Source organism: Brevefilum fermentans (genome assembly GCF_900184705.1).
GTDB lineage: Bacteria > Chloroflexota > Anaerolineae > Anaerolineales > Anaerolineaceae > Brevifilum > Brevifilum fermentans.
Window position 1 is genome coordinate 249,537 of sequence record NZ_LT859958.1, and the last position, 13,671, is coordinate 263,207.

12 protein-coding genes are annotated in these 13,671 nt (G+C 50.4%); 3 read left to right on the forward strand and 9 right to left on the reverse strand.

Going from position 1 to position 13,671, the window contains the following annotated elements; translation table 11 throughout:
* Positions 1-11 precede the first annotated feature (11 nt).
* The 9 genes from CFX1CAM_RS01100 to CFX1CAM_RS01140 all read right to left on the reverse strand — a co-directional run bounded on the left by CFX1CAM_RS01100 (position 12) and on the right by CFX1CAM_RS01140 (position 9,769).
* On the reverse strand, positions 12-1,295 hold the full coding sequence (locus CFX1CAM_RS01100; protein WP_087861237.1) for a PrsW family glutamic-type intramembrane protease: 1,284 nt from the start codon (positions 1,293-1,295) through the stop codon (positions 12-14).
* Between the two features lie 20 nt (positions 1,296-1,315).
* Positions 1,316-2,590 carry a peptidylprolyl isomerase gene (locus tag CFX1CAM_RS11540; protein WP_197687144.1) on the reverse strand — a complete coding sequence of 425 codons (1,275 nt, stop codon included), beginning with the start codon at positions 2,588-2,590 and terminating at the stop codon, positions 1,316-1,318.
* A 67-nt stretch (positions 2,591-2,657) separates the two neighbouring features.
* The gene (gene tmk, locus CFX1CAM_RS01110; protein WP_087861238.1) at positions 2,658-3,278 is read right to left on the reverse strand and encodes a dTMP kinase; all 621 of its coding nucleotides are present in this window, start codon (positions 3,276-3,278) and stop codon (positions 2,658-2,660) included.
* 2 nt (positions 3,279-3,280) lie between these two features.
* Entirely contained in the window at positions 3,281-4,906 is a 1,626-nt protein-coding gene (locus tag CFX1CAM_RS01115; protein WP_087861239.1) for a R3H domain-containing nucleic acid-binding protein, read from the reverse strand.
* A gap of 118 nt (positions 4,907-5,024) precedes the next feature.
* Positions 5,025-5,975 carry a hypothetical protein gene (locus CFX1CAM_RS01120; protein WP_087861240.1) on the reverse strand — a complete coding sequence of 317 codons (951 nt, stop codon included), beginning with the start codon at positions 5,973-5,975 and terminating at the stop codon, positions 5,025-5,027.
* 159 nt (positions 5,976-6,134) lie between these two features.
* The gene (pdxS, locus tag CFX1CAM_RS01125) at positions 6,135-7,022 is read right to left on the reverse strand and encodes a pyridoxal 5'-phosphate synthase lyase subunit PdxS (protein ID WP_087861241.1); all 888 of its coding nucleotides are present in this window, start codon (positions 7,020-7,022) and stop codon (positions 6,135-6,137) included.
* A gap of 432 nt (positions 7,023-7,454) precedes the next feature.
* Complete coding sequence (locus CFX1CAM_RS01130) at positions 7,455-7,961, reverse strand: O-acetyl-ADP-ribose deacetylase (RefSeq protein ID WP_087861242.1); 507 nt, start codon at positions 7,959-7,961, stop codon at positions 7,455-7,457.
* A 244-nt stretch (positions 7,962-8,205) separates the two neighbouring features.
* Positions 8,206-8,835 carry a TrmH family RNA methyltransferase gene (locus CFX1CAM_RS01135; protein WP_157891631.1) on the reverse strand — a complete coding sequence of 210 codons (630 nt, stop codon included), beginning with the start codon at positions 8,833-8,835 and terminating at the stop codon, positions 8,206-8,208.
* A gap of 232 nt (positions 8,836-9,067) precedes the next feature.
* Positions 9,068-9,769, reverse strand: coding sequence for a transposase (locus CFX1CAM_RS01140; protein ID WP_157891632.1), 702 nt, complete (start codon positions 9,767-9,769; stop codon positions 9,068-9,070).
* A 511-nt stretch (positions 9,770-10,280) separates the two neighbouring features.
* Between CFX1CAM_RS01140 and CFX1CAM_RS01145 the strand changes: the two genes are divergently transcribed.
* From CFX1CAM_RS01145 to CFX1CAM_RS01155, 3 genes are read left to right on the forward strand one after another with little or no spacing between them, the layout of a single operon-like run.
* Positions 10,281-11,264, forward strand: a complete 984-nt coding sequence (locus CFX1CAM_RS01145) for a thiamine pyrophosphate-dependent dehydrogenase E1 component subunit alpha (RefSeq protein ID WP_087861245.1) — start codon at positions 10,281-10,283, stop codon at positions 11,262-11,264.
* A complete protein-coding gene (locus tag CFX1CAM_RS01150; protein WP_087861246.1) occupies positions 11,257-12,246 on the forward strand; it encodes an alpha-ketoacid dehydrogenase subunit beta in 990 nt (329 codons plus the stop codon). The genes CFX1CAM_RS01145 and CFX1CAM_RS01150 overlap by 8 nt, the downstream gene beginning before the upstream one ends.
* A 26-nt stretch (positions 12,247-12,272) precedes the next feature.
* Positions 12,273-13,571, forward strand: a complete 1,299-nt coding sequence (locus CFX1CAM_RS01155; protein WP_087861247.1) for a dihydrolipoamide acetyltransferase family protein — start codon at positions 12,273-12,275, stop codon at positions 13,569-13,571.
* The last annotated feature ends 100 nt before the right edge of the window (positions 13,572-13,671 follow it).

Consider the following 13,671-nt stretch of genomic DNA (forward strand, 5'->3'; position numbering starts at 1 on the left):
AGGCATGTCTGCTATAAGTTGCCCTGATTGTGCCTTTCCGGATGAACGCTTTCGGTTGCAGCCAGGGGATGTGGTTTTTCATTTCGCAAATGCTTGTTGATTAAAATCAGACCTATCACTGCCAGCACCAACATCAGGGTTACCGGTAAGTGGGAAAGCAAAGTTTGGGCGAAGGTAGGTTCTGCTTCTAAAATCAGCAAAGGTGCCACCCCTGAAATAAGCGCCAGAACATTCCAGAAGCCATGCAAGACAAATGCGCCCAGGGCGCTTAACCCAAGAGAGAGCCATTTTGAGTCGCGCCATGCCCTTGATAATCCCCAACCCATCATACCCGAAGCAAGCATGTGCAATACGCCCGTCCCAGCCCGACTGATGGCCATGATTAACCAATCTTCCGTGTTAATGACGTTGGTAAAATACAGCACGTTTTCCATCAAAGCAAAACCTGCGCCACACAACAGTCCGCCCACAAAACCCTCCTGCGGGGTGATTTTGCGACCAGCCAGTGGCCATAAACTCAGGGGCTTGATCACCTCTTCAATGATTGGGGCGATACCGCCGAAAATTGCCAATCCCCAGAAAATGACGCTTGGCTGCAGGAGAAGGGGCTTGAGGAAGTCAAGTATGGCGTCTAAATCCTGGTCCAACATCATTAGCTGTTCAACCAGTCCCAATAATTGCTGCTCAAGTTGTGGATTGGCGTTAATACGAAAACCCAGCCCGATGCCCCCGATGCCAGCCAGGATCAGGATGGCCAGCAGTTCCAGGACAACCACCAGGAATGGCAGCATGACGATACTGATCCCAAAAACCCGCCATTTTCTTGCCTGGGATCCGCCGGCAAAACCTCTTTGAGCAGCCTGGTAGATCCATAAGATGGGAATTCCGGCAACCAGAATGTTGATCGGACCCAACAGGATCACAGCCACATTTTCCAATCGGGCGATCAGCCAACCCAATAAAACCACGACAGGCCAGATCAGGATCACCCAGCGAGCAGCTTTTGCTAAAACGGGATGGTTCAGATCCAGCCAAGTCAGCGAGGGTTTTCCTCGCAGTTGATTGATGCTGAGCAGTAAAAGTGGGAGGAGCAACACACCGCCCAAGATCGACGTCCAGAAGAGCAACCCGATGGGCATGCTCTGTGAGAAACTCATCCGTGAATCTAAAACAAACAGCAGCCAGGCAACGCCTGTTGAGAAGGCTTGCACAGCAAACAACAGGATGCCCAGGATGCTGGCCAGCAGGGTCAGTATCACCTGCCAATTTTTACCCGGTGTTAGCTGTTCTGTCATTTAATGTTGGCCCGTGACGGTTATTTTTTAATGATCTCAATGCCATTGATGATGGTGGCATCTTCAAAGCCAACCGCGGTTTGTGGATCTCGGAGGGCGATCAGATCTAATATGGGCATACTGTCCTCGGTTACCTGGCCGAAGATCGTGAAACCACCGTCCAGGGAGGGAGTGGGCGCCAGGGTGATGAAAAATTGGCTGCCGTTCGTGTCGGGACCGGCATTCGCCATGGCAAACAGCCCATTGCGATCAAACGAAAGGTCGTCCTTGGTCTCATTGACGAAGGTGTATCCAGGCCCGATTATTCCAAGGCCAGAGGGGTCGCCCGCCTGAGCAACGAAGCCCGGGAGAACCCGGTGGAAATAGACATCGTCATACCAACCACTTTGCGCCAGGAAGACAAAGGAGTTAACTGCAATCGGGGCGACATCGGCAAAAAGTTCGATGTCAATTTCACCCGCGCTGGTGTTCAACCGGGCCATATAAGAAGCTTCAGGATCGATGACCCAGGCAGGGCACTCCAGGGTACCGCCGAATTCGTACGCCCCGAGCAGACCGAAAAGGTTGGGTTTATTATCGCGATAAATCCGGTCGTTCACGACCACGGTTGGTGTGTAATTCATGCCAATGGCAAACCGCTCTTCGGTGAGCTGTTCAATCCAGGCTCTTTTTTCCGGATTGAGAAGGTCTTTCGTAAACTGGTCCACATCCAGTTCCCAACCCTCGGCGACCTCCTGGACCCAATCGACAAATTCATCTTCCGTCATCTGGTTCCAGTAACCCTGATACAGATACAACAAGTCGTGCATTTCCCAGAATTTCCCCTGGGCGCCTGCTGCCTCGGCAGCTAAGCCCGCGATAAAGGCTTTATCATGGATGGATGGCAGGGGTAAATGCCGGAAGGCTAGCTTAACCGCATTGGGAAAATTTTGACGTAAAAAGTCCGTCAAGTGTGAAAATTGTACACAGGCTGGACATTGAAAATCGGCGTATTCGATGATTGTAATCGGGGCGTCCGGATTCCCCCGCACCCAGTCCTCATCGGATAACGGTGGGAGTTGATCAATGACCGCCTGGTAATAATCGGTTTCAGGGGAGGTTGTGTAATCATATGCTGCGGAACAGGGCATGCGGTCCGTCTGATCTTCCGAATCACGTTCAGGCGTGATCTGCGGTGGCGGATCCTTGATTACAGGGATGGCTTCAGATGTTTGCTGGGGTTCAACAGCTTTAGGAGCACAGGCTGCGATTAGCAAGGCGCCGATTAATAATGTAAACATCGTCTTTTTTAGCATTTCAAACCTTTCTTCGTGGGTGTATTTGCCAGTTAACCCTGGAGACCTGCCAAACAGGGTGAGTCCTTTACCCTCCCCCCAGCCGACTGGTAACCGCTGTTTGCAAGGCTTTCTGGACACTGTCTTTATCTTTCGTTGCGTCGATGATCACCCATCGCGCGGGTTCTGCTTCTGCCAGGGCAAAATAACCCTGCCGGACGCGTTCGTGGAATGCCAGCGTATAAGCATCCAGCCGGTTCCATTCGGTGCTGTTGACGCGCTTACGTTCCATTCCCACTTCAACGGGAACATCCACCAGCAGGGTCAGATCGGGTTTCAGTCCACCGGTGGAAAAATCAAGCAGCATTTGCAGTGTGTCCAGGTCGATTTGATGACCAAATCCCTGGTACGCCAGGGTGGAATCGCCGAAGCGATCACACAAGACAATCTTCCCTGCTGCCAGCGCTGGGCGGATGAGCTCTTCCACGTGCTGGGCGCGGGCTGCCAGGAACAGTAAGATCTCGGTGCGTGGGGTAATAGATACGTTTTTGAGGTTCATCAAGACTTCACGAATCTGGTTGCCGACGGGGGTGCCGCCGGGTTCCCGGGTGAGAACAACCTCGTAACCCGCATCCTGTAAAAACTCTTTTAGCGCAGGCAGTTGAGATGTCTTCCCGCTGCCATCGGGTCCTTCCAAGGTGATAAACATGGTTATTCTCTAAATATCCTCACGTGCCGATTGGGTTCTTTACCATATGAATGCGAGACAAGGTCAGCCTGGCGTGCCATTTCGTGCTGTAAACGGCGAATTGTGGACGAGGCGGGCGCCAGGTCAATCCAGCGCTCGCCGTTCAACACGGCTTCGATGGCAGCCTGGGTTTGATCGACAACAGTGCGATCCTGCCCGGATATCTCCTCGACGCTGGCCAGGTTGAACACATCGACTAAAAATTGCTCTAATTGCTGGCTGGTGTTCGAGCGTAAGACAAAAATGGGCATTTTACGCTGTTCTGCCTCGACAATGGGCTGCTGGCGCTCGCGATAATAACGGCGCAGTGTCAACAGGGCATCTGCTTCTTTCAACTCACGTACGATTCGGGCGGGTACATTCAGCAGTTTTGCTGCCTGGGTCAGCCGATTGCGCGCCACCCCGAATGGGAAAATGTTGATCGGCTTCAACGGTTGTGTCTCCATCTCCGCCAATGCCAGGGGAGGGGTTGCGCCTGCGAGTATCCCAACCTCGCTGCGCTGATTGCCAGTCGAACGGCTGAAGGGCATCGTTTCTCGTTTGCCTGCCCTGCTTACAGCCTGGGCGGCTGTGCTGATCTTTGGAACAACCGGTTTTTGCGTATGGATTCGATTTTGCTCATCACGATAGCGGATTTCCGGCGGAAGCGGGTAGCCCCGTAAAAGTGCGTCCACAGCCGCAGAGACATCGTTTTGTACGGCAACTCGGTTCCGGTCCTGGATCTCGACCAGCATATCAAAGGTTGCTGGTGCGCGGCGTTCAAGAACGGTCTTTTGGGTGCCGCGCCGGCGGGCTTCCTCATCGGAAAGGGTAACGGATTCAATTCCGCCCACCAGATCAGACAGGGTGGGGTTGAGCAGGAGGTTTTCTAGGGTGTTGCCATGGGCGGTGCCGATCAGTTGAACCCCACGTTCTGCAATAGTACGGGCTGCCATGGCTTCCAGTTCTCTGCCGATCTCATCGATGACGATCACCTCGGGGTTGTGATTTTCCACAGCCTCGATCATCACCTCGTGCTGGAGAGAAGGTTTGGCCACCTGCATTCGGCGAGCAGAGCCAATCGCCGGATGGGGGACATCCCCGTCGCCGCCAATTTCGTTGCTGGTGTCCACGATGATCACGCGGGATTTTTCTGCCAGGATACGGGCTGTCTCCCGCAGGATGGTGGTTTTGCCCACTCCCGGTCGTCCGAGGATGAGGATGCTGGCGCCGGATTCAATTAAATCCTGGATGATATCGCTGGTACCATAAACTGCGCGGCCGATCCGACAGGTCAATCCGATGACTTCCTGGCGCCGGTTGCGAATGGCTGAAATTCGGTGCAGGGTGCGCTCGATACCGGCACGGTTATCGGCATCAAACTCGCTGATGGAACGCGTGACGGCTTTGATATCGTCGTAGGTGATCTCTTGCTCGCTGAGAACCACCTCACGGTTTACGAAACGCGCCTTTGGTAGCCTCCCTAAATCCATGACCACTTCGAGTAAATTATCGCTGTCATCCAGCTCACGTAAAACCGCAGAAATTTGCTGTGGCAGGATGTCCAGCAGCAAATCAAGATCATCTGTAATTTTTTCGTGTTTTTGCATATTCAAATTATTTTCTTTTCCGTAAAATTGATGCCGGGGAAGGTTACCTCAACATCACCTTTAATTCTATCCTAAATTGATGAATGTTGGCTCTGTGTGCAACTCGACAGCCCGGGTTTTATTCCCGGGAAGATTCGATCGATGCAATTGGAAGGGTCGGCTCACGATTGCCGTTTTCAAACGCTGGATATGAAAACTCGGTCTTAACCCGTTGGCGGTGTGCCATATAGCGCACCAGCAAGGCCTGTGCAGGGAGCACCCGAACAGCGCGTTCGCACAATGCAGGTTCTAACCAGGGCTGGTAGGAGCGTGAGGTGATAAAGACCGGGCGCCCATGCAGGTCAGGCAATGCCAGCAGCAATTGCTCCAGCAGTTCGGTCATTTCAATCCTGGCTTGCGGGTTGACGACGGGCAATACCCATACCCCAACCGGACCGTAGACCAGGTCTGCATAAGCTTGCAGATCGCCCTTTGACGTGTAATGCACCAGACCGAGCATCTCCTGGCGGGAAAGGAATTCCACGGATTGCACCAAAGGCGGCACCAGGGTGTAGTACAGGTTGCGCATCCCCGTTACATCTGTGCTTGACCAAATCCGCCAGCCTGAAGAGCGCTGATGGCGGGCTTGCCCTGGCGGGGCACATTGATAGACATTTTGCTGGGCTAAAACTGAGAAACCTGCCTGACGAAAGTGTGGAAGGAGGGGCGAATCTGTGAAAACTTCTGCCACGACCTGTTTTGCACCCCAGCCACCGGCTTTTTTCACCAGCGCCTCCAGCAAGGGCACCAGGCAGTGTGAATCCCCCCGGGTTGGCGCGAGCAGGTAGTTAATCTGGGCGCTGCTCATCTTTGAGGACTGGTAAATTTGGGCAATACAGCGCTCCTGGTCACCTTCAGATTGAAAAACGCCGGTAAAACGGTGATCGGCTGGGTGAATTGCAATCAGGAGGTGACTTAGAGAGAGGGGTTTGCCGTGGGTGAGGTGCAGAATGTTGTCCAGGCAGGTGAGTTCTCGGCGATGACGATAAAGATATAACCAGTCACTCCAGAGGATTGCACGCTCGCTCATGTCCTTACGATACTCACAAAAATAAGTTAAAAGGGGGATCGACATTCATTGCCTGATTAACACCGCTTCCCAGCCTTTCTATATGCTGGGAAGCAAGCCTGTCTTTATCGGGCAGGATCATCAATGTCGATGTCCATCTTTAGATTAATTCTGGACGAATTACCAGCCACGGGTGGAAAGCATGTCGGAATCGGAGAGATCTGCCACCTGGCGTCCCACCATGGCTTCACCCAGGTTACGGCTGATTTCAGCCAGAACCCGGGGGTTATCATAATTGGCGGCGGCTTTGACAATGGCTGCAGCCCGCTTTGCCGGGTCACCGGACTTAAAAATGCCCGAACCCACAAAGATGCCATCCACACCCAGTTGCATCATTAAGGCAGCATCGGCAGGTGTTGCAATACCGCCGGCAGCAAAGTTGACGACGGGCAGGTGTCCAAGCTGGCGCACCGCTTTGACCAGTTCATAGGGTGCGCCGATATCTTTCGCGTAGGTCATCAACTCTTCTTCAGGCATATTTTGCAGACGCTTAATCTCGCCCAGTACGCTGCGCGCATGGCGAACCGCTTCGACCACATCGCCGGTGCCGGGTTCACCCTTCGTGCGCAACATGGCTGCACCTTCGCCCAGTCGGCGTAAGGCTTCACCCAGGTTACGGCATCCGCACACAAAAGGGACTTTAAAAACGTGTTTGTTGATGTGATAGGCTTCATCGGCGGGGGTTAACACCTCAGATTCATCGATAAAGTCCACGCCGAGGGATTCCAAAATTTGAGCTTCAACAAAATGTCCGATGCGACATTTAGCCATCACCGGGATAGAAACCGCATCCATGATCTGGATAATTAACTCGGGGTCGCTCATACGGGCAACTCCGCCGTGGGCGCGAATGTCTGCGGGAACGCGCTCCAACGCCATTACTGCGACGGCACCAGCATCTTCAGCGATCTTCGCTTGATCGGGCGTGACCACATCCATGATCACCCCGCCTTTTAGTTTCTGTGCCAGGCTTTTTTTAACCTCAAAAGCCGCAATTTGTTGTTCCATAGAGCCTCCAAAAGATAAATAGTTATAAAAATTCTACCACGCGCAGAGATGTCCGACAACTGAAGCCGTGGTATAAATCGTTCCGAAACACTAAACTTTTGGTGATACAGTTTTTTATGTTTTGTCAATATTTTTGTGTCGTCCAGGATGTAATATTGCGTTGCATGTGCGGAGTATTTTTTCAATTGCTTTACGAAATTGCAATAATTTCAGTTTTCTCGCTTAAGATTTGGGGATATTGCACAGCGGATGTTGCCCCCATTTCGTTATTGTTTTTAGCAGTCCAATTTTCCAACCAGTATTTCAATCTCTTGCAGTGGCGCTATAAGAGCTTTTATCTTTTAGGGGTATCTTGATAGCATTCTTATCGGAAATCTATATTAAGCTCGATTTTTCATCTTCTCGCTATGGAAATAGCGATAAACATGGTATTTACTTTCCCAGCAATTCCTTGTAGATTTCATAATCATTATCTGAAAAACAACAAAACATCACTTTCTCTAATGAGTGATCTGACTGAATGAAATCCTTTACTGTTTGGACGGCTATTTGAGCTGCAGGGCGGTTGGGATAGCCATATACCCCGGTACTTATACAAGGGAAAGCGATCGTTTTTATGTGATGCTCAACCGCCAATGAAAGGCTTTTACGGTAACAGGATGCCAAAAGCTGTGACTCTCCCTGTGCCCCGCCATACCAGACGGGGCCAACCGTGTGAATGACATACCGGGCTGGCAGGTTGTATCCGGCAGTAATTTTTGCGTCTCCAGTCTGGCAGCCATTTAATTTTCGACATTCTTCCAAAAGACGCGGGCCTGCAGCCCGATGGATGGCGCCATCAACACCACCGCCACCCAGCAGCGTTGTGTTAGCAGCATTTACAATGGCATCGACTTTAAGCATTGTAATGTCAGCCTTAATACAATCCAAAATTGTCATTTTTCACCTTCTTTTTGGCAGTTTAATCACATAGATTTCATAATAAAATGAGGCACATTTACAAGCAACGGATAATTAAATAAATCAAAAAAAGGTTTGCTTTTATAAGCTTCTCCACACACTTACCACCGTCCCATGGATATTCGCCTTGCGTACTTCTTCAATGCCAATTCTTTATTGGCATGAATCTTTTGCAATAATGTGATTATTATTTATGATCGATCCTGGCGACTTGCAGTATGGTTTACAAAAAAGACAGCCAATAGGCTGCAATCCCAAAAGCCACAGATACATTAAGCGAGGCTTTCAGTCCGACCATCGGCACCGAAACCACCAGATCGGCGATCGTCAGTAAACCGGGGTCAATGCCTGCTTGCTCATTTCCCACTGCCAGTAAGAATTGCTGAGCACCCAGCGAAGCCAGGTCGACATTAAAGATAGGCTGTGAACTTGCCGTAGTTTCAAGAGCCAGAAGGTAATGCCCCTGGTTTTGCAGGTTTTGAGCAAGGGCAAGTGCATTGAGATGCTGTGACCAGGAAAGTGTAATTTCAGCGCCCAGAGCCGTTTTTTGAATGGCTGAATTGTCTGAAGGGCTAGGCGTATATCCGCATAGGTAGAGGTGCCGAGCGCCCACACCATCCGCTGTACGAAAAATAGCCCCGACATTGTGTGTACTGCGGATATTGTCCAACAAGATACAGATTCTGCGTTTGGGAACCACACTGCTATGTTCTGATCCCTGATGCTGAAAAGGTGCCGAAGCTTTAAGCATTGGCGCACCGCAACGAGGACAAAAATCTCCTTTGTGTACCGTCGGATCAATCGGCATGCGCAAACCACAGTCAGGGTGGGTACATTGTCGAATTTCAAACATGGTCATGTTCCAAAACTGTCTCGTCCTGGCGAACTGTCAATCGAACTGGGTTTATTTTATCGCGAGTCTTGGCTTTCCCCCACCTTGAAGTTGGGAACACTTTTCCCCAGTGAAATATAAGCCAAACGCCTGGGTGAGGGGGGCACCCAGACGTTTGACGCTTGTAAATATATCATGGTCTCCTGTAGATTGCAAGGGTTAAGAGGTTAAATTAACATTAGCGTTTTAATGTTCATTGCCTCCGGTGTCCAGAACTGCGTTCAGACCAATCCCGAGAGACATGGGCGATCAAAACCTGGGTGGGGAAATCATGGGATTGTGTATCGACCAGGTAACCCGGCGACCAGAAGTCGCCGATGTTTTCATCGGTTTGCAGAGCGGGGAAAGCTTCGAAGATCCGTTTTGACGTCCACTGCCTGACAGCAGCCAGCGTTTTCAGGGTCAGGCATTCGGGAAAATCCAGCAGGGTCCATTTAAAATAATCGGGTCGAATAGAAATCAGATCCAGTTCCCAGCCATAAATTTGGCTCAATTCTGGCATCCAAGTTCGCAATTCTTGTGCCAGCTCACCTAAAAGATAGTGCTCCTTCATGCGTGGGACCAGGTAGAAGGAGGTGTCATAAACCGTTTCTGCCAGGGCAGCCAGATCGTCATTTGAGGCAGGTTGAAAATCGGGTTGCTGGTCGCCAGGTGACTGACTGCTGGATTCAGCAACGCCTGGATGACGGGCTGAATACAAGTCATCGATTTCTTCCGCGGATTGGTCCTTGATCCCCGCTTGAAGAATGCTAGCCAGGTCCTCTTCGGCTGGTGATTTGGGTTCCAACGGCTGCCAGGAGCGGCTTGCTGAAAGATCAGCATGAGGAAGCTTCACTTTGTGATCGGAAAGCCCTTGATCTTGTTTTTCTGCTGATTTTTTTGGCTTTGCAGACACCATTTCATCCTTATTGTGCTGGGCGGTATTCCATTCCAAATGCCATCGATTTGATGTCGATTTCTGTTACCTTGCAAGGATTGTTCCAGCCTCTGGTGGGCGTTTCCTTTTATCTCCGTGCTTGTTCCCGCAACCTTGTTTTACCAGCTTCAAGCTACAATATTTGCTGAGTTGAGGACGTTTTTAATACGATTGAACCATTCCAGTGCAATCATTATACTGGAAGGTTGCAATGCTCTGCACGGTCATTAAGCGTCTTTTTGATCAGCTCAATAAGCTAAGATCGTATCCATTAACAACCGTTTTGAGTTTGGAATGATGTTATTGTATCAACAAATTTGCAAACATTTTACTCTTATGGATTAACAAAGTATCATTATTTATTAAGAAAACCACGTCATACGCTAGATCGTTATGCGCGGAAAGATTAAGCGCACATCGGCAAAATGGTACAACTTACGGCAAACCATTTCGATTTCTATTGAATCAAATACCCATAAAGGAGGTGAAAATGACACTTTCGAAAGAACAAAAAATAGATATGTTCTGGTATCTGTTGCTTTCCAGACGATTGGATGAACGTGCCTGGGTACTGCATCGTCAGGGAAAAATCGCTTTTCATATTTCTGGTATTGGACAGGAAGCTGCTCAAATTGGCGCTGTCTATGCCATTAAAAAGGGCAAAGATTGGCTGGTTCCCTATTACCGTGACCTCGCAATGGTCCTTGCGATGGGGATGACCCCGGCTGAGTTTGTAAGGAGTCTGATGGGAAAAACAGACGAACCCACATCCGGGGCCCGGCAGATGCCAAGCCATTTCAGCATGCGCAAGGCAAATATCCTCAGCCACTCTGCACCGGTTGCCACACAGTCACCCCATGCGGCAGGTATCGGGCTGGCAATTAAACTGGATGGTGGAGACGCAGTTGTCCTCACTACGATTGGTGAGGGATCTACATCTCAAGGTGAGTGGTACGAGGCCGTTAACTTTGCGGCGATTCACAACCTCCCGGTGATATTTCTGGTAGAAAACAACCATTATGCCATCTCTGTTCCGCAGGAAAAGCAAATGGCAGTCAGCAGCGCGGCTGATAAAGCCTGTGGTTTAGGGCTGCCAGGGATTGAGGTCGATGGAACGCAAATGTTCGAAGTGTATGATGCTGTGGCAGAGGCGGTTAAAAATGCAAGGGCAGGCAGGGGGCCATCCGTTATTGAGGCGAAAATGTATCGATTAACGCCGCACTCCTCCGATGATGACGATCGGAGCTACCGCACCCGTGAAGAGGTTGAAGCCTTTAAAAAGAAAGATCCGCTGCTGATGATGAAGAATTTGTATATTGAACAGGGCTTGATAACCGAAGAAGAATATGAGGAACTGGAAGAGAAAGCCAAACAGATGGTCGATGCAGCGGTTGAAGAAGCAACCCGGGCTCCCTATCCCCAGGGCAAAGATGCAGCAACCCTGGTTTATGCTGAGGAGGTAAACAATGGCTGAGATTACTCTAATTGAAGCAATTCGCCAGGCAATGGATGAAGAACTGGCGCGTGATGAGCGTGTTTTTATCATTGGCGAAGACGTTGGTGTGCGAGGCGGTGTGTTTCGAGCAACACAGGGGCTATTCGAAAAATATGGTGAATCGCGGGTGATCGATTCTCCTTTGGCTGAATTGTCAATTGTCGGTGTTGGCATTGGTGCAGCTGTGTATGGAAAGCGTCCTATTTGCGAAATCCAGTTTGCCGATTTTATTTACCCCGCCTTCAACCAGATTGTCAGTGAAGCTGCAAAAATGTATTACCGTTCCAATGGGCAATGGTCGGTTCCTATGGTCATCCGCGCACCCTATGGAGGTGGTATTGGCGGTGGATTATATCATTCTCAAAGTGTAGAGGCTCTCTTTACACAGGTACCGGGCTTGAAAGTCGTGATCCCCTCCACCCCCTTCGATGCTAAGGGTCTGCTAAAATCCGCTGTCCGCGATCCAAACCCCGTACTATTCTTTGAACCCAAAAAAGGTTATCGCCTGATCAAAGGAGAAGTGCCGGAGGATGATCGGGAATATACAGTTCCGATAGGGCCAGCCAAAATCACCCGTGAAGGTCAGGACTTGAGCGTTTTCGCTTACGGAATGATGCACCATTACGCTAAGCAAGCAGCAGAAGTGGTTGCCAAAGAGGGGATTGACGTTGAACTTGTTGATCTGCGCACGCTATACCCGGTAGACCGGGAAACGATTCTGAAATCTGTGCAAAAAACCAGTAAAGCCCTGATTGTACATGAGGATAATCTGACCGGCGGATATGGCGCCGAGGTGGCTGCGACCATCGCAGAGTGGGGTTTTATGGATCTGGACGCGCCCGTGCGAAGGCTGGCTGGTCCGGATGTTCCGGCAGTTCCTTTCAGCCATCCCATGCAAGAATGGTTCATGATCAATCCAGAAAAGATCGCTGATGCGATCCGTGAATTGGCTGCTTTTTAAAGCATGCACTCAATAGAGGAGGAAGGATGGCTACAAAAATTGTTATGCCCCAATTGGGCGAATCGATTGTTGAAGGGACAGTCACTGGCTGGCATAAGCAGGTGGGAGATGAAATAAATGAATTTGATCCGTTGCTGGATGTGGAAACCGATAAGGTGACCAGTGAAATTCCCAGCCCAGCAAGCGGCACCGTGTTAAAAATTCTTGTCCATGAAGGGGAGACCGTTGCAGTGGGAACCGTTTTAGCTTGGGTTGGTGAACCTGGCGAGGAAATCTCCGCTGCAGATGAAAAGGTGATTCATCACCACGAACCACATGAGACCCCGGATATTGAATCGATCATTGACGAGCCGGTCCTGCAAAGGCCTGCCGGCAGGAACGAGGAGCTGGGTTATATCTCGCCGGTTGTGGCTCGACTGGCGCGTGAAAAAGGAGTGGATCTTACCAAGGTCAAAGGGACCGGCATGGACGGACGCATCACCAAGAAGGATGTCCAAAACTATCTCAAAGAACATCAGGGGGTAGCAGAAGCTGAAATACCCATCTGGGAGACACCGGCAGATGGGGACCTGTTCCGCCCAACAGAATTGATTTTTGCGAAAAAAGTGGAAGAGCCTGTTCCTACCAGCCGACCGGAAGTCAGTGCAATCCCCGGTGAAACCCTGGCACTGACTCCGATGCGGAGGCGAATTGCCGAGCACATGGTGCAAAGCGTCCATTCAGCGCCACATGTGACCACGGTAATGGAAGCGGATATGAGTCAGGTAGCGCGCCATCGTACCATCATCAATCAGGAGGTAGGCAAAGAGGTAAATGTAACCTACACTGCTTACATTCTTTCTGCTATTGTCACCGGATTGAAAGCTGTTCCTTTGGCAAATTCAACCTGGACAGAAACGGGAATCCGTATCCATAAGCAAATCAACCTTGGCATGGCTGTCGCCCTTCCAGATGGCGGGTTGATCGTTCCTGTGATTAAAAACGCTGATGAACTTTCACTGATCGGGTTGGCGAAAAAGATCAATGACCTGGCAGAACGCGCTCGAAGGGGTCAGCTCAAACCAGACGAGGTCCAAAACGGCACCTTTTCCCTGACCAACCATGGAATTCAGGGCTCTTTATTTGCCACGCCGATCATCAACCAACCGCAAAGTGGCATCCTTGGGGCGGGGTTGATCCAGAAGAGGCCGGTTGTTGTCAATGACGCCATCGCGATTAAGCCCATGATGTATCTGAGCTACTCCTTCGATCATCGCATCCTGGACGGTGCCTCTGCCGACACTTTTCTGGCAAAGGTTGTGGACGCACTGGAAAACTGGCAGTGATTCCATTGATTCGGTCTATACCCTGCGGGGTTCGGTATAATCAATGATCAATCCTGAAAAAGTAGTGATCAACCATGTGAATGGATCGGAACATCAAAGC

What these genes read in the sequence shown, in the direction of transcription:
- CFX1CAM_RS01145 (WP_087861245.1), top strand. Translation starts at nt 10,281, where the DNA reads ATGACACTTTCGAAAGAACAAAAAATAGATATGTTCTGGTATCTGTTG.
- tmk (WP_087861238.1), bottom strand. Translation starts at nt 3,278, where the DNA reads ATGTTTATCACCTTGGAAGGACCCGATGGCAGCGGGAAGACATCTCAA.
- CFX1CAM_RS01150 (WP_087861246.1), top strand. Translation starts at nt 11,257, where the DNA reads ATGGCTGAGATTACTCTAATTGAAGCAATTCGCCAGGCAATGGATGAA.
- CFX1CAM_RS01100 (WP_087861237.1), bottom strand. Translation starts at nt 1,295, where the DNA reads ATGACAGAACAGCTAACACCGGGTAAAAATTGGCAGGTGATACTGACC.
- CFX1CAM_RS01120 (WP_087861240.1), bottom strand. Translation starts at nt 5,975, where the DNA reads ATGAGCGAGCGTGCAATCCTCTGGAGTGACTGGTTATATCTTTATCGT.
- CFX1CAM_RS01135 (WP_157891631.1), bottom strand. Translation starts at nt 8,835, where the DNA reads ATGTTTGAAATTCGACAATGTACCCACCCTGACTGTGGTTTGCGCATG.
- CFX1CAM_RS11540 (WP_197687144.1), bottom strand. Translation starts at nt 2,590, where the DNA reads ATGCTAAAAAAGACGATGTTTACATTATTAATCGGCGCCTTGCTAATC.
- CFX1CAM_RS01155 (WP_087861247.1), top strand. Translation starts at nt 12,273, where the DNA reads ATGGCTACAAAAATTGTTATGCCCCAATTGGGCGAATCGATTGTTGAA.
- pdxS (WP_087861241.1), bottom strand. Translation starts at nt 7,022, where the DNA reads ATGGAACAACAAATTGCGGCTTTTGAGGTTAAAAAAAGCCTGGCACAG.
- CFX1CAM_RS01130 (WP_087861242.1), bottom strand. Translation starts at nt 7,961, where the DNA reads ATGACAATTTTGGATTGTATTAAGGCTGACATTACAATGCTTAAAGTC.
- CFX1CAM_RS01115 (WP_087861239.1), bottom strand. Translation starts at nt 4,906, where the DNA reads ATGCAAAAACACGAAAAAATTACAGATGATCTTGATTTGCTGCTGGAC.